The sequence below is a fragment of the Amnibacterium sp. CER49 genome (assembly GCF_029846255.1).
GTDB lineage: Bacteria > Actinomycetota > Actinomycetes > Actinomycetales > Microbacteriaceae > Amnibacterium.
On the sequence record NZ_JARVWQ010000001.1, the window covers coordinates 1,346,704 to 1,370,024 of the forward strand.

General features: G+C 72.7%; 18 protein-coding genes and 2 tRNA genes. 10 read left to right on the forward strand and 10 right to left on the reverse strand.

Annotation, left to right across the window (positions count from 1 at the left end; genetic code table 11):
• Positions 1-3: 3 nt before the first annotated feature.
• The 5 genes from QDR37_RS06550 to pknB are packed head-to-tail and all read left to right on the forward strand — an operon-like array spanning position 4 to position 7,697.
• Positions 4-1,248, forward strand: a complete 1,245-nt coding sequence (locus tag QDR37_RS06550; protein WP_279712810.1) for a Stp1/IreP family PP2C-type Ser/Thr phosphatase — start codon at positions 4-6, stop codon at positions 1,246-1,248.
• A gap of 49 nt (positions 1,249-1,297) precedes the next feature.
• Positions 1,298-2,632, forward strand: a complete 1,335-nt coding sequence (locus tag QDR37_RS06555; protein WP_279713572.1) for an FtsW/RodA/SpoVE family cell cycle protein — start codon at positions 1,298-1,300, stop codon at positions 2,630-2,632.
• Positions 2,633-2,636: 4 nt separating this feature from the next.
• Complete coding sequence (locus tag QDR37_RS06560; protein WP_279712811.1) at positions 2,637-4,091, forward strand: penicillin-binding protein 2; 1,455 nt, start codon at positions 2,637-2,639, stop codon at positions 4,089-4,091.
• The gene (locus tag QDR37_RS06565; RefSeq protein ID WP_279712812.1) at positions 4,088-5,956 is read left to right on the forward strand and encodes a serine/threonine protein kinase; all 1,869 of its coding nucleotides are present in this window, start codon (positions 4,088-4,090) and stop codon (positions 5,954-5,956) included. Before QDR37_RS06560 ends, QDR37_RS06565 begins: the two co-directional genes overlap by 4 nt.
• Position 5,957: 1 nt before the next feature.
• A complete protein-coding gene (gene pknB, locus QDR37_RS06570; RefSeq protein WP_279712813.1) occupies positions 5,958-7,697 on the forward strand; it encodes a Stk1 family PASTA domain-containing Ser/Thr kinase in 1,740 nt (579 codons plus the stop codon).
• Here pknB and QDR37_RS06575 read toward each other — a convergent pair.
• Complete coding sequence (locus QDR37_RS06575; RefSeq protein ID WP_279712814.1) at positions 7,669-8,322, reverse strand: gamma-glutamyl-gamma-aminobutyrate hydrolase family protein; 654 nt, start codon at positions 8,320-8,322, stop codon at positions 7,669-7,671. The two genes, pknB and QDR37_RS06575, sit on opposite strands and share 29 nt — an antisense overlap.
• A 59-nt stretch (positions 8,323-8,381) precedes the next feature.
• Here QDR37_RS06575 and QDR37_RS06580 point away from each other — a divergent pair, with 59 nt between their 5' ends.
• A complete protein-coding gene (locus tag QDR37_RS06580) occupies positions 8,382-8,630 on the forward strand; it encodes a cell division protein CrgA (RefSeq protein ID WP_279712815.1) in 249 nt (82 codons plus the stop codon).
• A 15-nt stretch (positions 8,631-8,645) separates the two neighbouring features.
• Here the strand turns inward: QDR37_RS06580 and QDR37_RS06585 are convergent, their stop codons facing one another.
• From QDR37_RS06585 to QDR37_RS06595, 3 genes are all read right to left on the reverse strand, one after another.
• The gene (locus QDR37_RS06585) at positions 8,646-9,356 is read right to left on the reverse strand and encodes a dienelactone hydrolase family protein (protein ID WP_279712816.1); all 711 of its coding nucleotides are present in this window, start codon (positions 9,354-9,356) and stop codon (positions 8,646-8,648) included.
• A gap of 80 nt (positions 9,357-9,436) precedes the next feature.
• Entirely contained in the window at positions 9,437-10,177 is a 741-nt protein-coding gene (locus QDR37_RS06590; protein ID WP_279712817.1) for a rhomboid family intramembrane serine protease, read from the reverse strand.
• Complete coding sequence (locus tag QDR37_RS06595) at positions 10,174-10,713, reverse strand: peptidylprolyl isomerase (RefSeq protein WP_279712818.1); 540 nt, start codon at positions 10,711-10,713, stop codon at positions 10,174-10,176. The genes QDR37_RS06590 and QDR37_RS06595 overlap by 4 nt, the downstream gene beginning before the upstream one ends.
• Before the next feature lie 159 nt (positions 10,714-10,872).
• Here QDR37_RS06595 and QDR37_RS06600 point away from each other — a divergent pair, with 159 nt between their 5' ends.
• Positions 10,873-11,541 carry a hypothetical protein gene (locus QDR37_RS06600; RefSeq protein ID WP_279712819.1) on the forward strand — a complete coding sequence of 223 codons (669 nt, stop codon included), beginning with the start codon at positions 10,873-10,875 and terminating at the stop codon, positions 11,539-11,541.
• Between the two features lie 58 nt (positions 11,542-11,599).
• On the opposite strand, the gene QDR37_RS06605 is transcribed toward QDR37_RS06600, so the two are convergent.
• A complete protein-coding gene (locus QDR37_RS06605) occupies positions 11,600-12,490 on the reverse strand; it encodes a LysR family transcriptional regulator (RefSeq protein WP_279712820.1) in 891 nt (296 codons plus the stop codon).
• A gap of 86 nt (positions 12,491-12,576) precedes the next feature.
• Here QDR37_RS06605 and QDR37_RS06610 point away from each other — a divergent pair, with 86 nt between their 5' ends.
• Together QDR37_RS06610 and QDR37_RS06615 are read left to right on the forward strand one after the other, a co-directional pair.
• Complete coding sequence (locus QDR37_RS06610; protein ID WP_279712821.1) at positions 12,577-15,975, forward strand: bifunctional proline dehydrogenase/L-glutamate gamma-semialdehyde dehydrogenase; 3,399 nt, start codon at positions 12,577-12,579, stop codon at positions 15,973-15,975.
• 178 nt (positions 15,976-16,153) lie between these two features.
• A complete protein-coding gene (locus QDR37_RS06615; RefSeq protein ID WP_279712822.1) occupies positions 16,154-17,500 on the forward strand; it encodes a S53 family peptidase in 1,347 nt (448 codons plus the stop codon).
• A 64-nt stretch (positions 17,501-17,564) separates the two neighbouring features.
• Here QDR37_RS06615 and QDR37_RS06620 read toward each other — a convergent pair whose 3' ends face one another.
• Positions 17,565-18,476, reverse strand: a complete 912-nt coding sequence (locus tag QDR37_RS06620; RefSeq protein ID WP_279712823.1) for a fibronectin type III domain-containing protein — start codon at positions 18,474-18,476, stop codon at positions 17,565-17,567.
• A 64-nt stretch (positions 18,477-18,540) separates the two neighbouring features.
• Complete coding sequence (locus QDR37_RS06625; protein ID WP_279712824.1) at positions 18,541-19,758, reverse strand: MFS transporter; 1,218 nt, start codon at positions 19,756-19,758, stop codon at positions 18,541-18,543.
• Between the two features lie 35 nt (positions 19,759-19,793).
• Here QDR37_RS06625 and yicI point away from each other — a divergent pair, with 35 nt between their 5' ends.
• Positions 19,794-22,109, forward strand: a complete 2,316-nt coding sequence (gene yicI, locus QDR37_RS06630; RefSeq protein ID WP_279712825.1) for an alpha-xylosidase — start codon at positions 19,794-19,796, stop codon at positions 22,107-22,109.
• Positions 22,110-22,596: 487 nt separating this feature from the next.
• On the opposite strand, the gene QDR37_RS06635 is transcribed toward yicI, so the two are convergent.
• From QDR37_RS06635 to QDR37_RS06645, 3 genes are all read right to left on the reverse strand, one after another.
• Positions 22,597-22,669, reverse strand: a tRNA-Ala gene (locus QDR37_RS06635).
• 121 nt (positions 22,670-22,790) lie between these two features.
• A tRNA-Ile gene (locus tag QDR37_RS06640) sits at positions 22,791-22,864 on the reverse strand.
• 60 nt (positions 22,865-22,924) lie between these two features.
• Positions 22,925-23,287, reverse strand: a complete 363-nt coding sequence (locus QDR37_RS06645) for a DUF3566 domain-containing protein (RefSeq protein ID WP_279712826.1) — start codon at positions 23,285-23,287, stop codon at positions 22,925-22,927.
• Positions 23,288-23,321: the final 34 nt, after the last annotated feature.

Sequence of the window (23,321 nt, forward strand, 5' to 3'; positions counted from 1 at the left end):
GGCATGACGACCGTCACCGCCGGAGCCGCGCTCTCGCACGTCGGCCGGGTCCGCACCACGAACCAGGACTCCGGCTACGCGGGCACGCAGCTGTTCGTCGTGGCCGACGGCATGGGGGGCCACGCGGGCGGCGACGTCGCCTCCTCGATCGCCGTGCAGCGCATCGCGCAGACCGACGGCCTCGACTTCGCGAGCCCGCAGGAGGCCGAGTTCGCGCTGCAGTCGTCGCTCGTCGCCGCGAACCAGCTGATCAGCGAGGCCGCCTACGAGCACCCCGAGCTGACCGGGATGGGCACGACCGTGAGCGCGATGGTCCGGGTCGGCGACACGGTCGCGACCGCGCACATCGGCGACTCGCGCATCTACCTCTTCCGCGAGGGCGAGCTCAGCCAGATCACGAACGACCACACGTTCGTGCAGCGCCTCGTCGAGACGGGCCGGATCACCCCGGAAGAAGCCGCGGTCCATCCGCGGCGCAGCGTGCTCATGCGGGTGCTCGGCGACATCGAGCAGGCGCCGGAGGTCGACACGAGCATCCTCGGCACGGTGGCCGGCGACCGCTGGCTGCTCTGCTCCGACGGCCTGTCGAGCTACGTGAGCGAGGAGCGCATCCTCGCCGTCATGGCCTCCGCCGATTCGGCGGCCGAGGCCTGCGACCGCCTCGTCGGCGAGGCGCTCGACCACGGCGCCCCCGACAACGTCACCGCGATCGTCGTCGACATCGACCCCGCCGGTGAGGACCCCGGCGGCACCGCGGTCGTCGGCGCCGCCGCCGCCCCGGTCGAGTTCGAGGGCGGCGAGGACTCCGGTCGCCTCGGCCGGCTGCCGGCGCTGCTGCTGCACCCCTTGCGCGCGGCGACGCCCGAGGCGAGCTTCGTCCCCGAGTCCGACGACTACCTCGACGCGCTCATCCGCGAGGACCACCGGCGCGTCTGGCGCCGCCGCATCATCTGGCTCGCCGCCGTCGCGGTGCTGCTCGCCGCGCTCGCGATCGGGCTGACCGCCGGCTACCGCTACACGCAGACCCGCTACTACGTCGGGTTCGCAGGCGACCGGGTGGCCGTCTACCAGGGCGTGCAGGGCTCCGTCGGGCCGCTGCAGCTGAGCCACGTCGTGCAGGAGACCGACCTCACGCGGTCGCAGCTGTCGCCCTACGCGCGGAGCCAGGTCGAGGGCACGATCAACGCCGACAGCCTCGCCGACGCGCAGCAGATCGTCGAGAACGCGAGGGAGAGCACCGGTGGTTGATCTCCAGGAGACGACCGCGCTCGCCCGTCCCGCGGCCGAGCGCGCACCGATGGTGCGCCCGTCCACGCGGCTGCGCAACATCGAGCTCGGGCTGCTGCTCGTCGCCCTCGCCGTCGGCACGGGCGCGATCCTGCTCGTGCAGCTCGGCGCCCTCGGGCACCCCGACCCGCACGTCATCACGCTCGCGGCGGGGCTCGCCGTGCTCGTCCTCGCGATGCATGTCGTGCTCCGGTTCACGGCGCGTGACGCGGATCCGTTCATCCTGCCGATCACCACGGCCCTGAACGGGCTCGGCATCGCCGAGATCTACCGCATCGACCTCACGCCGAACGGCGTGCAGAACCACTGGGACGACGGCACCCGGCAGATCCTCTGGACCGTGCTCGCGGTGGGCGCCGCGATCGCCGTGCTGCTGCTCGTGCGCAACCACCGGCGGCTGCAGCGGTACACGTACATCGCCATGCTCGCGGCGATCGTGCTGCTCCTGCTGCCGCTCGTGCCCGGTCTCAAGCTCTCGAACGTCACGGCCGACGTCTGGATCCACGTCGGCCCGCTGAACTTCCAGCCCGGCGAGATCGCGAAGATCGCCCTCGCCATGTTCTTCGCCGGGTTCCTCGTCGCCCGCCGCGACTCGCTCGCGATGGTCGGCCGCAAGGTGCTCGGCGTGCGCCTCCCGCGCGGACGGGACCTGGGCCCGATCCTCGTGGTCTGGGTGCTCGCGCTCGCCGTCATCGTGTTCGAGCACGACCTGGGCACGGGCCTGCTGCTCTTCGGCATGTTCGTCGCGATGCTCTACATCGCCACGGGCCGCACGAGCTGGATCCTGCTCGGCCTGCTGCTCGCCGCGTTCGGCGCCTTCGGTGCCGCGCAGGTGCTCACCTACGTGCAGGGCCGGTTCACGAACTGGCTGAACGCCTTCGACGACAAGCTGTACAACGCGCCGCTCGGCAGCTACCAGCTCGTGAACGGCATCTTCGGGCTCGGCCACGGCGGCCTCTTCGGCACCGGCCTCGGGCAGGGCCGTCCCGACATCACGCCCGCCGCCGACAGCGACTTCATCATCGCCTCGCTCGGCGAGGAGATCGGCCTCGTCGGCCTCTTCGCGATCTTCTGCCTCTACCTGCTGTTCGTCTCGCGCGGCTTCCGGATCGGCTTCGCCGGCCCGGACGACTACGGCAAGCTGCTCGCCGTCGGGCTCGCCTTCGTGTTCGCCCTGCAGGTGTTCGTGGTCGTCGGCGGCGTGACCCGGATCATCCCCGAGACCGGCCTCACGACCCCGTTCCTCGCCGCGGGCGGCTCGTCGCTGCTCGCGAACTGGATGATCGCGGCCCTGCTGCTGCGCATCTCCTCGACCATCCGCAGCACGCCGAGGACGGTGATCTGAGCCGATGAACCGCGAGCTGAAGCGCCTCTCCGCGCTCGTCATCGTCATGTTCGCCTCGCTGTTCGTGGCGAGCTCGATCATCCAGGTGTTCCAGAGCGACAACCTGGGCAGCGACTCCCGCAACCGGCGGGCCCTCGCCGACCAGTACCAGGTGCAGCGCGGCCAGATCCTCGCGTCGGACGGCTCCACGATCGCGGGCACGAAGAAGTCCGCCGACGAGTTCCGCTTCCAGCGCACCTACGCCGACGGTCCGCTCTACGCCGCGGTCAGCGGCTACTACGCGATCGGCGGCGCGCCGACCGGCATCGAGGGCGCCTACAACGACCGGCTGTCGGGCACCGGCGGCAACCAGGTCTTCGAGCGGCTGCAGAGCATCATCACGGGTCAGGACCCGAAGGGCGACTCGGTGCAGCTCACCATCGACCCGAAGGTCCAGAAGGCGGCCTACGACGCCCTCGGCAACCAGCGCGGTGCGGTCGTCGCGCTCGACCCGAGGACCGGGGCGATCCTCGCGCTCGTCTCGAAGCCGTCGTACGACCCGGGTGCCATCGCGGCGCACGGCTCGAGCGGCCTGCGCGCCTACGACCGGCTCGTGAAGCAGAACCCGAGCCCGCTCGTCAACCGCGCCACCGGCGGCAACCTCAACCCGCCGGGCTCCACGTTCAAGCTCGTCGTGTCGTCCGCGGCGCTCGAGTCGGGCAGGTACTCGGAGTCGAGCCGGTTCGACAGCCCGACCTCGCTCGTGCTGCCCGGAACGACCTTCCGCATCCAGAACTCCGAGGGCGAGGTGTGCGGCACCGGCCCGAAGGCGACGCTCAAGACCGCGCTCAGCCTCTCGTGCAACATCCCGTTCGCCGAGCTGGGCGACCAGCTGGGCGAGCAGACGATCGCGGCGATGGCGAAGAAGTTCGGCTTCGGGCAGACGGTGAGGATCCCCATGGCGGTGACGCCGAGCACGTACCCGAGCGGCATGGACAAGGCCCAGCTCGCGCAGTCCGCCTTCGGGCAGTGGGAGGACCGCGCCACGCCGATGCAGATCGCGATGGTGTCGGCGGCGATCGGCAACGGTGGCGTGGAGATGCAGCCCACCCTCGTGAAGCGCGTGCTGAGCCCGAACCTCAGCACCGTCGAGCAGATGACCCCGAAGCAGTTCTCGCAGCCCATCAGCGCGAAGACGGCGTCGGCGGTGAAGGACATGATGATCGCGTCGGTCGACTCCGGCGCGGCGACCAATGGCAGAATCGACGGGGTCCAGGTGGCGGGGAAGACGGGCACCGCCCAGAACGGGCCGAACGATCCCTACACGCTGTGGTTCACCGGCTTCGCGCCGGCGCAGGACCCGAAGGTGGCGGTGGCGGTCGTGGTCGAGAACGGCGGCGGGCTCGGCCAGAACGGGTACGGGAACCTGGTCGCCGCGCCGGTGGCGAAGCGCGTCATGGAGGCGGTGCTGAACAAGTGAGACCGCAGTCTGGACTCACCTTCGGGGGTCGATACGAGCTCGCCTCGCGCATCGCGATCGGCGGCATGGGCGAGGTGTGGGAGGCCACCGACCTCGTCATCGGGCGTCCCGTCGCGCTCAAGATCCTGAAGGACGAGTACCTCGGCGATCCGGGCTTCCTCGAGCGCTTCCGCGCCGAGGCCCGCCACGCGGCGCTCGTCAACCACGAGGGCATCGCGAACGTCTACGACTACGGCGAGGAGAACGGCTCCGCCTTCCTCGTCATGGAGCTCGTGCCCGGCGAGCCGCTCTCGTCGATCCTCGAGCGCGAGCGCACCCTGTCGCCCGACCGCGTGCTCGACGTCGTCGCGCAGACGGCGATGGCGCTGCACGCCGCGCATGCGGCGGGTCTCGTGCACCGCGACATCAAGCCGGGCAACCTGCTCGTCACCCCCGACGGCCGCGTGAAGATCACCGACTTCGGCATCGCGCGCATCACCGACCAGGTGCCGCTCACCGCGACCGGCCAGGTCATGGGCACGGTGCAGTACCTCTCGCCCGAGCAGGCGAGCGGGCAGCCCGCGTCACCCGCCACCGACGTGTACTCGCTCGGCATCGTCGCCTACGAGGCCCTCGCCGGCCAGCGGCCGTTCACGGGCGAGAGCCAGGTCGCCATCGCGATGGCGCAGATCAACGAGCAGCCGCCCGAGCTGCCGACGAGCGTCCCCGAGCCGATCCGGCGGCTCGTCATGGCGTGCCTCGCGAAGAACCCCTCCGACCGCCCCACCACGGCCGCGCTGCTCGCGCGGGCCGCGCAGGCGCTGCGCCGCGGCGACGTGCTCGCGGCGGCCTCGGCGGTGCCCGCCGTGCTGCCGGTCGGTGTCGCTGCTCCCACCATGGCGATGTCGGCCGAGGCGGCGGCGACCACGGTCATGCCGGCCCAGGGCGCCGGGTTCGAGACCACCCTGCTCGGCGTCTCGCCGAACGGCGGCGGCGCGGGAGGTGGCCAGCGCACGACGCTGCTCGACGCCCCGACGGGGGCGTACCCCGTCACCACCGAGACCACCGTCGACGACCGGCCGCGGCGCCCGCGCTGGACCTGGCCGCTCATCGCGCTGATCCTGCTGATCGTGCTCGCGGTCCTCGCCTGGGCGATCCCGCATCTCATCCCCACCTCGAGCACCGCGAAGTCGTCGTCGACGCCGTCGACCGTCGCGACCGCGTCGACCCGGCCGAGCGCCACGAAGACGGCGGGCTCGAGCACGGTGACGGTGAACCAGAGCGACTACCTCGGCCTGCAGTACCAGGACGCGGTCTCCAAGCTCAACGCCGCGGGCCTGAACGGCGCCGCGCAGAAGGGCAAGATCGCCTCGTCCGCCGATCAGGTCGGCCAGGTCTACGCGATCAGCCCGACGGGCAACGTGCGGTCCGGGTCCACCGTCACGGTGACCTACTACACCTCCGCCGCGAACCCGGCCAAGCCGCAGACCGCCCCCACGCTGTCGGACCCGTCGTCGCAGCCCGTGCCGGGCGGCAGCACCATCACCGTGTCGTGGCCGCGGTACAACAGCTGCCCGGCGGGCACGTCGCTGTCGGGCTACCAGGCGTTCGTCTCGGGCTCCGGCGTCGCCTCCGGCTCCAGCGGGCAGCAGCCCGTGAGCAAGAGCACGACCGACCTCCAGGTCCCGACGAGCTCGTCGGGCGGCCCGGTCAACGTGAAGTACGAGGTCTTCTGCGGCTCGCAGAACTCCGACTACTCGCCGACCCTCACCGTGCAGGTGGCGCCGCAGTCGCAGCCGTCCAGCACCCCGTCGGCGCCCGGCACCCCTCCGGCGACCCCGGCGCCCTCCGGCTCGGCCACCCCGGCGCTCCAGATCGGGGGCTGACGTGGAGGCAGGCGCGCCGAGCGGGCTCCGCAGCAGCCCGCTCCCCGGCCTCGAGACCGGCGAGCGCCTGCTCGCCGGTCGCTACCGGGTCGAGCAGCTGATCGGCAGAGGCGGGATGGCCGAAGTGCACCTCGGCACCGACACGCGCCTCGGCCGACGCGTCGCGATCAAGCTGCTGCGCTCGTCGCTCGCGAACGACCCCACCTTCCGCATGCGGTTCCGGCAGGAGGCGCAGTCGGCCTCGCGCATGACGCACCCGACGATCGTGCGGGTGTTCGACGCGGGCGAGGAGACCGTGCTCGAGTCGGGCGGCGGTGAGGCGCAGCTGCCGTTCATCGTGATGGAGTTCGTCGACGGCAAGCTGCTGAAGGACCTCATCAAGGACGGCGCGATGTCGGCCGCCGAGGCGGGGCACATCCTCGCCGGCATCCTCACGGCGCTCGAGTACTCGCACCAGGCGGGCGTCGTGCACCGCGACATCAAGCCCGGCAACGTCATGGTGACCCGCTCGGGGCAGGTCAAGGTGATGGACTTCGGCATCGCCCGGGCGATCAGCGACTCGTCGGCGACGGTCGCGCAGACCACCGCCATCCTCGGCACCGCCCAGTACTTCTCACCGGAGCAGGCGAAGGGCGAGTCGGTCGACGCGCGCAGCGACCTGTACTCCACCGCGGTCGTGCTGTTCGAGATGCTGACCGGCCAGCCGCCGTTCGTCGGCGACTCCCCCATCGCGGTCGCCTACCAGCACGTCAGCGAGCCGCCGGTGGCGCCGAGCACCCTGAACCCGAAGGTCACGCCGCAGCTCGACGCCGTGGTGCTCCGCGGCCTGGCGAAGGACAAGTCCCGCCGGTACCAGAACGCCGAGGAGTTCCGGCAGGACGTCGAGGCGGCCGTCGCCGGCCGCCAGCCGGTGGCCCGCCTGCCGCGCGTCGAGGAGCCGACGGGCGTGCTCTTCACCGGCGAGGAGGAGACGCCCACCTCCACGGTGCGGCAGCTCGCCTTCGACGACCGGACGCACCGGGGCACCACGACGAGGCCGCCCGCCGCCTGGATCTGGGCGGGCGTCCTGTGCGTCGTCGTCGTGGTGCTCGCCGTGGCGCTCTGGGTCGTCAGCCTCACGACCGGCGGCTTCGGCATGAACAACCGGACGATCCCGGGCGGGCTCGCCTACTCGGACGCCTCGAGCGTCGTGCAGGCCCTGCGCAACGACGGCCTTCAGCCGATCGTGCACCGGGTCTCGAGCGCCGCCGTGCCGAAGGGCGAGGTCATCCGCACGAGCCCGGCCGGCGGCAGCTCGGTGGCGAAGGGCAGCGCCGTCAGCGTCTGGGTCTCCACAGGTCCCGAGCAGGTCGTCGTGCCGCAGCTCAGCGGCCTGACCGCGGACGAGGCCGAGCAGGCGATCCGTCAGGCGCAGCTGACGCCCGGCTCCGTGACGACGGAGCACTCGGCGACCGTGCCCCAGAACCGCGTGGTCGGCGCCGACGCGAAGCAGGGCTCGTCGATCGCGGTCGGCACGACGGTGAACATCACGGTCTCGGACGGTCAGGTCGATCTGCCCGACCTCACGCAGCAGACCCGGGAGCAGGCGCAGACCGTCCTCGACAAGCTGCAGCTCACCGGCGACTTCCAGCCGGTGTCGTGCGACCCCGCGCAGGCCGATCTGGTGGTCGGTCAGCAGCAGGCGCCGGGCGCCGTGCCGCAGCAGTCGACCGTCATCCTGCAGTACTGCCCCGCGCGGTGAGCCGCGGCGCGAGCCCCTCGGCGCGCGCCACCGCCCCCGGATCGCCCGCCATCGCGAGCCAGTTCGCGAGCATGCGGTGCCCGCCCTCGGTCATCACCGACTCGGGGTGGAACTGCACCCCGGAGATCGGCGCCGCGACGTGCTGCAGCCCCATGATCACGCCCCCCTCGGTGCGCGCCGTGACGGCGAGCTCAGGCGGCACGGTTCCGTCGACGACCGCGAGCGAGTGGTAGCGCGTCGCCGTGAACGTCCCGGGCACGCCGGCGAAGAGCGGCACGTCGTCGTGCACGACGCGGCTCGTCTTGCCGTGCATCAGCTCCTCGGCGTTCGTCACGACGCCGCCGAACGCCTCGGCGATCGCCTGGTGCCCGAGGCACACCCCGAGCAGCGGCGTGCCGGTCTCGACGGCGGCGTGGACGACCGGGATCGAGATGCCCGCGTCCGCCGGCTTGCCCGGACCCGGCGAGACCAGCACCGCGTCGAACGCACGCAGCCGCTCCGGCACTTCGGCCTCGGGAATCGCGTCGTTGCGGACGACCTCCGTGTCCGCGCCGAGCTGCCGCAGGTAGCCGTTCAGCGTGTAGACGAAGCTGTCGTAGTTGTCGATCACGAGCACGCGCAGCACGGTGCGAAAGCCTATGGCGCTCCCCGGCAGGCGAGGGCCGCATTGCTACACTCCCGGGCATGCCCCGAGAGCCGCGGACGAACGCCACCGCCCGCCGGGACGACCGCCGGTTCACCGGCGACGACGCGTCCAACCCGGTCTGGTTCAAGCCGATCATGTTCGGCTTCATGCTGATCGGGCTGCTGTGGATCCTCGTGTACTACATCAGCAGCGCCCAGCTCCCGATCGCGGGGATCGGGGGCTTCAACATCCTCGTGGGCTTCGGCATCGCGCTCGTCGGGTTCCTCATGACCCTCTGGTGGCGCTGACCCGCTGACGACGGGTCAGCCGTGCTCGGCGCAGAAGGCGAGCACGCGCTGCCAGAGCAGCCGGGCGCTGCTCGCGTCGTACTCGTCCGCTCGGTCCGCGTCCGTGAAGAGGTGGCCCCTGCCGGGGTACTCGAACAGCTCGGCAGCGCCACCGGCGGCCCGCACGGCCTCGACCACCTGCTCGGGCCAGCCGGGCCGGCGGAACGGGTCGCCCACCGAGCAGTGGAGCTGGGCGGGCACGCCCGCCGGCCACGCCTCGGCGCCGAGCACCGGCAGCGGCAGCGCGCCCGAGCACAGCACGACGCCGCGCACGACGCGGACCTGGGCGACGTGCTCGCTCATGCCGCCGCCGTTCGAGAAGCCGATGCAGAGGAAGCCGTCGGCCATGTCCGCCACCGCCTCGACCGCGCCCTGCATCAGCGCGGGGAAGCCGATGCCCTCGGCGAAGCGGGACGCCTCGGCGTAGTCGTCGAAGGTGCGCCCGTCGTACTGGTCGACCACCCGGACCTCGTGACCGGCTGCGCGGAGCAGCTCGGCCGCATCGGTGATGCCGCGCCGGATCCCGAGCACGGAGTGGAACAGCGCGATCGACGCCACAGGACCTCCTTCGGTCGGCCCCACCCTGCCGCGGACCGCCGACACCCGCTCGGACGCGCCTGCCGCAGAGCCGGCGGCCCCCGGATTGGGACTGGATCGGCGGAATCCCAGCCCTGTGATTCCTTCCACACTGTGGGCAGGGCTGTGGATAACTTCGTGGAGGGCTTGGGGAACCGCCGTGGAGGGCCTGGGGAGCGCGATGGCGGCGGTCAGCCCGCCACGGCCTCCGCCGCGGCCGGGACGACCGCGAGCACGACGAGCGCCACCCCGATGCCGGCTCCGGCGAGCAGCGCCCGGATGCGGCGCCTCGGCCCGCGGTTCGCGGCGAAGGCCCATCCGGTGAGGGCGCCCACGACGAGCCCGCCGACGTGGGCCTGCCACGCGATGCCGGACAGCACGAACGCGAGCGCGAAGTTCACGGCGATGAGCACGAGCAGGTAGCGCACGTCGATGCCGAGCCGCCGCTGGATGACGGCCGAGGCGCCGAGGATGCCGAACACGGCCCCCGACGCCCCGTAGACGCCCGTGCCGGCGCCGATCACGCCGATCAGCGCGGCGTAGAGCACCGCGACCGAACCGCCGAGGCCCGACAGGAGGTAGAGGGCGACGAGCCGCCCGGAGCCGATCAGGTCCTCGAGCGGGCGCCCGAAGAGGGAGACGGCGTACATGTTGAAGCCGATGTGCGTGATCCCGATGATCCCGGCCCCGGCCCCGATCGGGGCGTGCAGCAGGATCGAGGTGAGCATGCGCCACGGCTCGAACGGCGCGCCGGTCGCAGGCAGCGAGTAGGCGGCCGCGTAGGTGAAGGCGTCGAGGACGGGCTGCACCGCGAGCAGCTCGACCACATAGCAGGCGATCGTGATCGCGATGATCCAGCCCGTCGCGGTCGACGGGCGGTACCTCGAGCTGCGGCGCCAGAGCCGTCGGGCGTCGGCGCCGGGGCCCGTCACGCGTTCTCGACGGTGACGCTCGTCAGCACCTGCGGCTCGAGCGGGCGGTCGGAGCGGTCGGTCGGCACCGAGCCGAGCTTGTCGACGACGCGACGGGACTCGTCGTCGGCGACCTCGCCGAAGATCGTGTGCGCGCCCTGCAGCCAGGTGGTCGGCGCCGTCGTGATGAAGAACTGCGAGCCGTTCGTGCCGCGGCCGCCCCGGCGTCCGGCGTTCGCCATGGCGAGCATGTACGGCTTCGTGAAGTCGAGGTCGGGGCTGATCTCGTCGTCGAACTGGTAGCCCGGGCCGCCCGTGCCCGTGCCGAGGGGGTCGCCGCCCTGGATCATGAAGTTCGGGATGATGCGGTGGAACACGAGGTCCGTGTAGAGCGGCGTGTGCTGCTCCTGCCCGCTGCGCGGGTCCGTCCACGCCTGGTCGCCGGTGGCGAGACCGAGGAAGTTCTTCACGGTCTTCGGCGCGTGCAGGCCGTACAGGTTCACCCGGATGTCGCCCTGCGTGGTGTGGAGGACGGCGGTCGCGGTGGTGTTCGTCATGCCGCCAGTCTTCCATCCCGCCCGCATCCGCACCGGCGCGCGCTTGGCGAGGGGATACGGGATTTTCAGGTCCCTGGCAGCGGCTGCGATGGAAGGATGGGGCGACCGATATCGGTGCGCCGTGCCCCGCGGCATGCCACTGACGAAACGGAGTTCTCGATGGTCTCTCGTGAGAAGCAGATCAAGCGCCTGAAGAAGGACGCCCTCAAGCTGTGGGAGGACCAGCAGGCCCTCTTCGGCCGTGCCGGAGGCGTCTACACGTCCGCCCTCCCGCACGCCCAGTACCTGGCGCAGACGAAGCTCGGCCCGACCGCGCTCGGCGTCTACACCGACACGCTCAAGCCGCTCGCCGGCAAGGGCGCGACCGCCGGACTCGCTGCCGGCAGGGTCGCCGCCTCGACGGCGCAGGACGCGGTGTTCGGCACGGTCGTGCCGGCCGTCTCGAGCGCCGCGGCCGCCGCCCTCACGCTCGCGAGCGAGGCGAGCCACCGGCTGAAGGCCGACGACCTCGCCAAGGCCGCGGGCCGGGCTGCCGACACGGTCACGAAGGCGACCAAGGCGGGCCACCGCTCCGAGGCCAAGGCCGCCGTCAAGATCGCCGCCGCCGCGAAGACGGCGAAGGTCGCCGGCAAGGCCGCGAAGGGCGCCGCCGCGGCCAAGCGCAGCGGCGGTGTCGGTGCCGGCGGCACCGTCGGCATCCTGCTCGGCCTCGTGGCGGTCGCCGGCATCGGCTACGCCGTGTGGCAGACGCTCCGTGCCGACGACGACCTGTGGGTCGCCGACGACGAGCCGGAGACGACGCCGACCACCGACGCGCCCACCGCCTGACGTCAGCGCGTACCGGGAGGCCCCGGCTCCACCGAGCCGGGGCCTCCCGTCGTCCCTGCTAGCCGTGCAGGTCGGCGGCGCTCACCTCGAGCGCCTGCCGCAGCGCGGCGAGCGCCGGCCGGTCGGCGGTCGATGCCCTGGCCGCGGTGAAGATCGTGCGGCGGGGGTCGCCCGGCAGGTCGAGGAGCCGGACGGACGTCGGACGTCCCGCCCAGACGAGATCGGGCATGATCGCGACCGCGTTGCCGGACTCGATGAGCCGGATGTGCAGCTGCAGATCGGCGGTCTCGTACTGCACGTCGGGCTCGAAGCCCGCGGACCGGCACACCTGCTCGGAGAAGTGCCGCGACGCGGTGCCGTGCGGCTCCATCACCCAGGGCAGCCCCGCCGCGTCGGCGAGCGCGGCGGCGTCCGAGCCGGGGGCGACCGCGAGCCGCAGCCGGTCGGTGAGGAGATGGCGGCGGTCGAGCCCCTCGTGCCACACGGTCGCGTGGCCCGGGTACTGCTCGGCGACGACGAGGTCGAAGTCGCGGATCGAGGTCTGCTTCAGCGCACGCTCCGGCTCGTTCTGCACCGCCTCGACCCGGACGTCGGGATGGGCTCGGCGCATCCGGGTGAGCGTCGCCGGCAGCAGCGCGAGCGACGCGGACTGGAAGATCGCGAGGCGCACCGCTCCCGTCACCCGCGCGGAGCGTGCCTGCAGCTCGGACTCGGTCCGCTCGAGCAGGTCGAGCACCGCCCCGGTGCGCTCGACGAGCAGCTCGGCCTCCGGCGTCAGCACGACGCCCCGCCCCGCCGGCTGCAGCAGCGGGACGCCCACCTCGCGCTCGAGCAGCGACAGCTGCTGCGAGACCGACGAGGGGCTGTAGGAGAGCGCAGCGGCGACCTCTGCGAGCGTGCCCCGCAGGGCCAGCTCGCGCAGCAGGCGCAGCCGCCGGACCTCGTACACCGACCCTCCAACTGATCGTCCTGACCGAACGGTACTCGTGCGGAATCATCACCGATTCCGTTCTGTCCCTCTTGCATACTGACCCCATGACGGACACCCTTCCGCCGGCGGTCACCCTGCCGGAGGGCGAGCAGGAGCTCGCGAAGCGCACGGAGGACCTCGTGCGCACGTGGCTCGAGAAGGCCGCCGCGACCCGGCAGGACCCCTCGGCCGCGCGGCTCGCCGGCGTGCTGCGCGACCCCAAGGGGCTCGCGTTCACGGTCGGCTTCGTCGACGGCGTCGTGCGCCCCGAGGACCTCCGCGCCGCCGCGAAGCGCCTCGCCGCGATCGCTCCCGACGTGCCCCGCTTCCTGCCCCTGCCCCTGCGGCTCGCGGTCCGGCTCGGCGGCCTCACCGCGCCGGTGCTGCCGCAGGTCGTCGTGCCGGTGGCCCGGCGCGCGCTGCGCGGCATGGTGGCGCACCTCATCATCGACGCGACCCCGCGCCGGCTCGGTCCCGCCATCGCGCGCATCCGCGAGCGGGGCGTGCGCCTGAACCTCAACCTGCTCGGCGAGGCCGTGCTCGGCGAGCACGAGGCCGATCGGCGCCTCGAGGGCACCCGGGCGCTCGTCAAGCGGCCGGACGTCGACTACGTCTCGATCAAGGTGTCCGCCGCCGTGGCGCCGCACAGCCCGTGGGCGTTCGACGAGGCCGTCGACGACATCGTCGAGCGGCTCGAGCCGCTCTACCGCGACGCCAAGGCGCACGGCACGTTCCTGAACCTCGACATGGAGGAGTTCAAGGACCTCGACCTCACGATCGCCGTCTTCCAGCGCCTGCTCGACGAGCCGCGCTACCTCGACTACTCGGCCGGCATCGTGCTGCAGGCGTACCTGCCCGACGCGCTCGGGGCGATGATCCGCCTGCAGGAGTGGTCCGCCCTGCGGCGCGCCCGCGGGGGTGCGCCCATCAAGGTCCGGCTCGTGAAGGGCGCGAACCTGCCGATGGAGCGGGTCGAGTCGTCGCTGCACGACTGGCCGCTCGCCACGTGGCACACGAAGGCCGAGACCGACACCAACTACAAGCGCGTGCTCGACTACGCCCTCACCCCGGAGCGCGTGGACGCGGTGAAGCTCGGGGTCGCGGGCCACAACCTCTTCGACGTCGCGCACGCGTGGCTCCTCGCCGGCGACCGCGGCGTGCGCGACGGGATCGACTTCGAGATGCTGCTCGGCATGGCGACCGGCCAGGCCGAGGCCGTCCGGCAGGACGTGGGCGGCCTGCTCGTCTACACCCCCGTCGTGCACCCGCGCGAGTTCGACGTCGCGATCGCCTACCTCGTGCGGCGCCTCGAGGAGGGCGCCAGCCAGGACAACTTCATGTCAGCGGTCTTCGAGCTCTCGTCGAACCCCGCCCTGTTCGAGCGGGAGCGGGAGCGGTTCCTCACCTCGCTCGCCGCCCTCGATCCGCACGTGCCCGAGTCGCACCGCCGGCCGAGGTCGATCGAGCCGCGCACCGCCGACGCGCCGTTCCGGAACGCCGTCGACACGGACCCCGCCGTCGCCGAGCACCGGCGCTGGGCACGCGAGGTGCTCGGCGCGGCGAGCACCTCCGACGCGGGGCGCGCCACCCTCGAGGCCGGCACCGTCACCGAGGCCGTGAAGCTCGACGCGCTGCTCGAGCAGACGCGGGCCGCGGGGGCGGACTGGGGCGCGCGGCCCGCCGCCGAGCGCGCCGCCGTGCTGCGGCGCGCAGCCGAACTGCTCGAGGAGCGCCGGGGCGGGCTCGTCGAGGTGATGGCGAGCGAGGCCGGCAAGACGATGGACCAGGCGGACCCGGAGGTGAGCGAGGCGATCGATTTCGCCCGCTACTACGCCGAGCGCGCCCTCGAGCTCGAGCAGGTCGACGGCGCCCGCTTCGTGCCGGCCCGGCTCACCGTCGTCGCGCCGCCCTGGAACTTCCCGGTCGCGATCCCCGCGGGCGGCGTGCTCGCCGCGCTCGCCGCCGGCAGCGGTGTCGTGCTGAAGCCCGCCGGTCCAGCGAGCCGCTGCGGCGCCGTGCTGGCCGAGGCGCTCTGGGCGGCGGGGGTGCCCCGCGACGCGCTCGCCTTCGTCCAGGTCGACGAGCAGCAGCTCGGTCGCGAGCTGATCGCCGACCCCCGCGTCGACCGGGTGATCCTCACCGGCGCCTGGGAGACCGCGCAGCTGTTCCGCTCGTTCCGGCCGGATCTGCCGCTGCTCGCCGAGACGAGCGGTAAGAACGCCATGGTGATCACCCCGTCCGCCGACCTCGACCTCGCGGTGAAGGACCTCGTGCAGAGCGCCTTCGGCCACGCGGGCCAGAAGTGCAGCGCGGCGAGCCTCGGCATCCTCGTCGGCAGCGTGGCCACCTCGAAGCGGTTCCTCAACCAGCTGGTCGACGCCGTCTCGTCGCTCGAGGTCGGGGCGGCGTGGAACCCGGCCACCCGGATGGGCCCGGTGATCGAGCCCGCGGCGGGCAAGCTGCTCGAGGGGCTCACCGAGCTCGGCGCCGGCGAGCGCTGGCTGCTGCAGCCGAAGAAGCTCGACGCCGAGGGGCGGCTCTGGTCGCCGGGCATCCGCACGGGCGTCCGGCCCGGCTCCGCCTTCCACCGCACCGAGTACTTCGGCCCCGTGCTGGGCCTCATGATCGCGGCGACCCTCGAGGAGGCGATCGCGCTCGAGAACGACGTGGCGTTCGGCCTGACCGCCGGGCTGCAGTCGCTCGAGCCCGACGAGATCGGCACGTGGATCGACGGCGTCCAGGCCGGCAACCTCTACGTGAACCGCGGCACCACGGGCGCCATCGTGGGCCGGCAGCCGTTCGGCGGCTGGAAGCGTTCATCGGTCGGCCCCGGCGCGAAGGCGGGCGGTCCGAACTACCTCGTCGGCCTCGGCGCCTGGGAGGCCGACGGTCTCGCGAGCGCCCCGGACGCGCCCCTCGCCGATGCCGTGCGGCGGGTGCTCGCACTCGGCGCCGCCGATGACGGGGCCTTCCTCCGGTCGGCGGCGCGCGCCGACCAGGACGCCTGGACGGGCGAGTTCGGTGCGGTGCGCGAGCTCGCGGGCCTGATGGCCGAGCGGAACCTCTGGCGCTACCGGCCCGTCGCCGCGACCGTCCGGCTCGAAGCCGACGGCGCCGAGCGCGACCTGCTGCGCGTCCTCGCCGCGGGCGTCCGTGCCGGTGGCCCGCTGCGGGTCTCCACGGCGCGGCCGCTGCGTCCGGAGGTCGGCGCGCTGCTCGCGCGCCTCCAGATCCCGGTGTCGGTCGAGGGCGCGCCGGTGCTCACCGGTCGGGTCCGCCAGATCGGCGGATCCGCTGCGGACCTGCTCCGCGCCGCCGGCGGCGACCCCGACCTGGCGATCTGGGGCGGGCCTGTCTCCACCGCGGGCCGGCTGGAGCTGCTGCCGTTCGTGCACGAGCAGTCGGTGAGCATCACCGCGCATCGCTTCGGCACGCCGAACCACCTCACCGACGCGGTGATCTGACCGCTCACGACGCCGAGCGGCCGCACGCCCGGGGTTCTGAGGGCACCGTCTGGAGCAACACGACAAGAACCCCTGGTGCTGCAAGGAGCCACTGAGGATGTTCTGAGAAACCCGTTGCGGTGGTTCCTCGCCGTCCATACGTTGAGCGCAACCACCACCCCCCGACGGGAGGACCCAGTTGCGTTCCGTTCCCCTTCCCCGATCCGTCGTCCGGCTGACCGCCGGCGCCGCTTCGGCCCTCCTCACCGTGGCCGGGCTCGGCGCTGCCGCCGTCCCCTCGGTCGCGGTCGCCCTGCCGGCACCCGTGCCGGCCTCTGCGCACGCTCCTCACGTCTTCACGCATCGCTCGGCGACGCCGCCGACGACCGCGGACTGCGAGGCGGCGATCCAGATCGCCTGCTACTCGCCGAACCAGTACCAGGAGGCCTACGAGGTCGACGACCTGCTGAAGGCCCACATCGACGGCCGTGGGAAGACGATCGCGATCGTCGACGCCTTCGGCTCGCCCACGATCCAGAAGGACCTCGACGCCTTCGACAAGGCGTTCGGGCTGCCGGCCGGGCACGTGCAGGTGATCACGCCCGTGGGCGCGCCACCGGTCTTCAACGGCAACGACGCCACGCAGGTCGGCTGGGCGTTCGAGACGACGCTCGACGTCGAGTACGCCCATGCGATGGCACCGGGCGCGAGGATCCTGCTCGTCGAGACCCCGGTCGCCGAGACCGAGGGCCTGAACGGGTTCCCGGAGATCGTGAAGGCCGAGAACTCCGTGATCCGGCACCACCTCGCCGACGTGATCTCGCAGAGCTTCGGCGCGACCGAGAACACCTTCGCGAACCCGAAGCGGGACATCGCGGGACTGCGCTCGGCGTTCAAGGAGGCCGCGGAGCACCACGTCACCGTGCTCGCGGCGTCCGGTGACGACGGGGCGACCGACGCGACGGCCGACGGCAACGGCACGTACCCGTATCGCGTGAACTCGTGGCCGTCGAGCGATCCCCTCGTCACGAGCATCGGCGGCACGCAGCTGCACCTCGACGCGCACGGGGACCGTCTGAGCCCCGACGTGGTCTGGAACGACGGCTACGGCGCGGGCGGTGGTGGCCTGTCCCAGGTGTTCGCCCGGCCCCGCTTCCAGAACGGTGTGGCAGGGGTCGTCGGTTCGCACCGCGGCACGCCCGACATCTCGATGACCGCGGCCGTCGACGGCGGCGCGCTCGTGTACCTGTCGTTCCCGGGTCTCCCGGCGGGGTTCTACATCGTGGGCGGGACGAGCGAGGCGACGCCGATCTTCTCGGGGATCGTCGCCGCGGCCGACCAGGTGGCGCACCACGACGTCGGGTTCATCAACCCGGCGCTCTACGCCCTCCGCGGCTCCGGGCGCGCCGGCATCGTCGACGTGACCGCCGGGAACAACTCGTTCGCCGGTGTCACGGGCTACAGCGCGAAGGCCGGCTACGACCTGGCCTCCGGCTGGGGCACGATCGACGCGCCGGAGTTCGTGCGGGCGCTCGCGAGGCGGTAGCCGCCCTCCGCGATCCAGGGGACGCGCGCTTCCGGCACCCGGGGGCGCGCGTCCCTCGTCGTTGCTACCCCTTGCGCGGGCGCCGCAGCAGGAGGCCGAGCACGGCGAGCGCACCGAGCACGACCGCGGCGGCAGCGCACGCGGCGGCCGCGACGGGTGAGTCGACGAGCGTCGGCCGGATCGCCGCAGCCGACGGCGGCGCCTGCGGCTGCACGGCGGCGGCGACCGGTGCGCTCCCGCGGGCCGAGACGGTCTGCAGCGGCTGCGGGGCGACCGCCGGCATCGTCGCCGTGCCGGTGGGGCCCCCGGCAGTCGCCGTGAACATCGAGCGGACCGCGCGTGCCTGGCTCCGTCGGCCGTCCGCGGCGACCGCCGTCACCAGTGCGCTGTAGAGCGTCCCCGACGGGAGCGGCTCGAACGTCACGGAGCTGCCCCCCGCCACGGTGCGGTGCAGGTCGGTGCCGTCCGCCCCGCGGAGCTCGACGAGGTAGGACGTGACGCCGGGCACCGGCGTCCACCGGAGTCGCAGTCCGACCCTGGTGCGGACGAGCGACGCATCGGCCACCGCCGGCACAGCCGCGGGTGCGGTCCAGCGTGCCGGGGACGACGGCACGGCTCCCTCCGCGGTCTCGGCGACGACGCGGACCCGCAGGTCGGTCCCCGGGGCGATCCCGGTGAGCAGGAGGCTCGGCACCGAGGTGGTGCTGCGTCCCCGTCCGGCCACGACGACGGCGTACCCGGTGGCACCGGGCGCGGGGTCCCACGAGAGGGTGACGGTGCCCGGCACCGCACCGGCGGCGAACCGCACCGCGGGGTCCCACGCGGGGGCCGGCGGTGTCGCCGACGGGACCGGAGCGGTCGTCGTGCTCGTCGGCGTGGGGGACGGGGTCGGGGGATCCGCGGCCGCGGCGGCCGCCGGCAGGAGCACGAGCCCCGCGGCGAGCGCGCAGAGCAGCACGGAAGCGCGCAGTGGCATCGGGACGGCCTTCCGATGGGGACCATCGAGGATCCCCCGGGTGCGTCGGAAGCGCAAGGGCCGGTCAGGCCGCCGGGGCCGCAGCAGCACCGGGGCGCCGTGCCGCCGGCGAGCAGAGTCCCCCCACCGCGATGAGCACGAGGACGACGAGCAGCGCGAGCAGCAGGGTGAACCGCTGCCCGAGCAGACCGATGAGCGGGGGCCCGACGAGGAAGGCGAGGTAGCCGATCGTCGCCACGGCGCTGACGGCCGCGTTCGCCGTGCGCGGGTCGTCGGCGGCGGCCGACATGCCGACCGGGAAGCCGAGCGCGGCGCCGAGGCCCCAGAGCACGACCCCGACCACGGCGACGACGACGTTCGGGACCACGATCACGAGCAGCAGTCCGAGCACGGCGAACCCGGCGGAGACGCGGAGCACCGGCACGCGCCCGAACCGGTCGAGCAGTCCGGCGCCCGCGACGCGGCCGACGGTCATGGCAGCGACGAAGACGCCGAAGATCGCCGCGCCCGCGGCGTTCGTCACGCCGTGCCCGTCGACCATGGCAAGGCTGAGCCAGTCGTTCGCGCTGCCCTCGGCGAACGCCATGCCGAGGACGATCAGCCCGATCAGCAGCACGCGGCCGTCGCGCCAGACCGCCAGGCGCGACTGCCACGTCGCACCATGCTCGGCGTGCTCCGGGTCCTCAGCGGGCTGCAGGTGACGGACCAGCGCGAGCGTCGTGACGAGGGCGATCAGGCCCACACCGGCGAAGTGGGCGGCGATCGGGACCCCGAACGCCGCGAGCGCCGAGCCGATCCCGGCACCGACCACCGTGCCGAGGCTGAACGCCGCATGGTAGAGCGGCATCAGCGTGCGGCCGATCGCGCGCTCGTTCGCGGCGCCGGAGAGGTTCATCGCGACGTCGACGATGCTGCTGCCCGCGCCGAACACGGCGAGCGGCACGAAGAACGCCCCGAACGACGGCGCGAACGCCGTGACCGCACCGAGCGCGAGCAGCGCCACGGACGCCGCGGTGTAGCAGACGAGGATCGTGCGCGTGGCCCCGAGCCGGGCGACGATGTGGCTCGCACCGAGCAGGCCGGAGATCGAGCCGATCGAGATGCCGAGCAGCAGGAAGCCCATCTCCTGCGTGCTGGCCGACAGCAGGTCCCGGATGCCGGGCACCCGGCTCGCCCAGGTCGCGAACGCGAGACCCGTGAGGCCGAAGATCGTGAAGACGGCGTTGCGCCAGCGGATCAGCTCGGGCGCGGGCGCAGTCGTCCCCCGCCGCGCCCACCCCACGGGACGCCAGCCTACGGGGTGCTACACAAGGGCTCGTGCGCTTCACCGACGGGTTCTGGCTGCTGCGACCGGGCATCACGGCCGCCTACGGGCGGGAGGCGTACGACCTCGAGCAGCGCGGCGACGAGCTCGTCGTGACGGTGCCGACGAAGCCGATCACCACCCGCGGCGACACGCTGAACCTGCCGGTGCTCACCGTGACCCTCTCGGCGCCGCTGCCCGACGTGATCCGGGTGCGGATCGAGCACCACACGGGCGGCGGCGAGCCGCTGCGCTTCCCTGTGCACGAGGAGCCGGGGGCCGGCAGCGTGACGGTGGGCGACGACGAGGCCGTCGTGCGGAGCGGGCGCCTCGAGGCGCGGGTGCGGCGCGGCGCCCCGTGGTCGCTCTCGTTCCTCGGCGACGGCGTGCCGCTCACCGCCTCGGGCGCCAAGTCGCAGGCCTGGGTCCAGGTCGCGCACGACGCCGTGGTCGACCCCGCGCCCGTCGGGCTCCCCCGCTCGACCGGCACCGCGTACGTGCACGAGCAGCTCGAGCTCGGCGTCGGCGAGACGGTGTACGGCCTCGGCGAGCGCTTCGGTCCGTTCGTGAAGAACGGGCAGACCGTCGAGGTCTGGAACGCCGACGGCGGCACGTCCAGCGAGCAGGCGTACAAGAACGTGCCCTTCTACCTGACGAACCGCGGCTACGGCGTGTTCGTGAACGAGCCCGGCCACGTCTCCTTCGAGGTCGGCTCGGAGGCCGTCGAGCGGGTGCAGTTCTCGGTGCGCGGGGAGTCGCTCGAGTACTTCCTCGTCTACGGACCGACCCCGAAGCAGGTGCTGGAGCGCTACACGGCGCTCAGCGGCCGTCCCGCGCGGGTCCCGGCATGGAGCTACGGGCCGTGGCTCAGCACGAGCTTCACCACCGACTACGACGAGGCGACCGTGACCGGTTTCCTCGACGGCATGCGCGAGCGCGGCCTGCCGCTGTCGGTGTTCCACTTCGACTGCTTCTGGATGCGCGAGTTCAACTGGGTCGACTTCGAGTGGGACCCGCGCGTCTTCCCCGACCCCGAGGGCATGCTCGCCCGGCTGCACGAGCGCGGACTGCGCGTCAGCGTCTGGATCAACCCGTACGTGGCGCAGCGCTCCCCGCTCTTCGCCGAGGCGGCGGCCGCGGGGTACCTCGTACGCCGCACCGACGGCTCGGTCTGGCAGTGGGACCTCTGGCAGGCCGGCATGGGCCTCGTCGACTTCACGAATGCGGACGCGGTCGCCTGGTTCCAGGACAAGCTGCGGGGCCTGATCCGGCAGGGCGTCGACTGCTTCAAGACCGACTTCGGCGAGCGGGTGCCGGCCACGGGCGTCGTCTTCGCCGACGGCTCCGACCCCGAGCGGATGCACAACCTCTACCCGCAGCGCTACAACGAGGCCGTGGCGGCCGTGCTCGAGGAGGCCCGAGGGCGCGGCGAGGTGGTGCTCTTCGCACGGTCGGCCACGGCGGGCGGGCAGACGCTGCCGGTGCACTGGGGCGGCGACTCCACCTCGACCTTCGCATCGATGGCCGAGACCCTGCGCGGCGGCCTCTCCCTCGCGCTGTCGGGCTTCGGCTTCTGGAGTCACGACATCGGCGGCTTCGAGGGCACCCCGGACGCCGCCGTCTTCAAGCGCTGGACGGCCTTCGGGCTGCTCTCGAGCCACAGCCGGTTCCACGGCAGCGACTCGTACCGGGTGCCGTGGATCTTCGACGACGACGAGGACGCCCCGGGCAGCGCCGTCCGCGTGGCGCGCCGGTTCGCCGCGCTGAAGAACCGGCTCGCCCCGTACCTCCTCGCGGCCGGCGAGGAGGCCGCGGGAACCGGCGCCCCCGTGATGCGGCCGATGCTCCTCGAGTTCCCGGACGACCCGACCTCGGTGCATCTCGACCGGCAGTACCTGCTCGGGCCGGACCTGCTCGTCGCCCCGGTGTTCACCGTGGACGGCTCGGTCGAGGTCTATCTGCCCGAGGGCGAGTGGTTCGGCCTGCTGTCCGGCGAGCGGGTCTCCGGCGGCCGCTGGCTGCGTGAGCGGCACGACTTCGAGTCGCTGCCCCTCTACGTGCGGCCCGGTTCGGTGCTCCCGCTCGGGCGGCGCGAGGACCGCCCCGACACCGACCACCTCGACGGCCTCACGCTGCTCGTGCACCCCGCCGGTGACGGCTGGTCTCGCACCGTCGAGGTGCTCCGTGAGGACGGCAGCCCCGTCGCCTTCACCGCCCGCTCCGAGGGCGGCCACGTGGTCGTCGAATCCGACCTCGCCGACGGCTGGGGGGCGCAGCTCGCGGGCGGCGAGCGGGTCGAGGCGAGCGGGGGGAAGAGCGCGCTGACCTAGGTCTTTGTACACATGTTCGAAACCTGTGGACAACCCGACCCCGGGGCGTTCGCCGACCGTCCCGGAACCGCGTCTCGGTGTCTCGGCCTCGTGTCGGTGCAGACCCGCGTGTCGCACCTGCACGCGCGCGGATCACCGACAGGCGGTATCCAGCGGAGTCCGGCCTGCTCGCGGCCCTGGCTGGAGCGGGACCGAGTACGAGAAGCGCGGCGGTGGTCGACGTGAACGACCAGGCGGGCCCGGACGACGCATCGGGGGCCGCTGCTCGTCACCGATCGGGCGGACCGACGACTCCGGCGTCGTGGCGTGCAGGCGTCGAAGACCACGGGCTCGTGGAGACGAGGGGAATCGAACCCCTGACCTCCTGCTTGCAAGCAGGCGCGCAGCACCGACCAGCACGCCGCCGCTCCTGCGGCGCGCGTCGTGAGCACTCCGCCGCGCCCGACGCGACGGCCGCGGCTGCGGATCCGAGGCGGATCGAGGCTCGTGGAGACGAGGGGAATCGAACCCCTGACCTCCTGCTTGCAAAGCAGGCGCTCTACCAATTGAGCTACGCCCCCGAGACGGACGAGTCAAGAGTAGCGGGCCGCCCCCGGCACGGGAGGCCGGGCCGCGGCGCCGGGCCGGCCGGACTGTCCACGACGTCTTCGACGCGTGCACGCGTCGAAGACCATCAATACGTGGGGCTACCAGGACTTGAACCTGGGACCTCTTCGTTATCAGCGAAGCGCTCTAACCGCCTGAGCTATAGCCCCGAGTACGACCGTCATCGGCCGTGCGGCCCTCGCGGGCCGGAGAACGAATCTACCGCACCGTCACTGGTTGGTGAAACCGACCAGGATGCCGCCGGACACCCGGACGCTCAGGTTGTACAGCACGCACGCGATGGCGCCGAGCACCGTGCCGACGACGACGTTCAGCGCGGCGATGACGAGCGTGAAGCCCATCACCTGCGCGAACGACAGCACGCTGTTCACGGAGAAGTTCTTCTGCCCCGACACGTCGGACGCGAGGGTGCTGATCGAGTCGAAGATGCCCGTCGAGGCGAGCACCGTCCAGATCAGCAGCACCGCGACGAAGATGACGATGCCGATCGCGGCCGAGATGAGGAAGGAGAACTTCACCACCGACCAGAAGTCGATGTAGACCAGCTTGAGACGGACCTGCTTCGCCGGCATCGGCCTCGATGACTTCATCGAGAGCCGTTCGCCG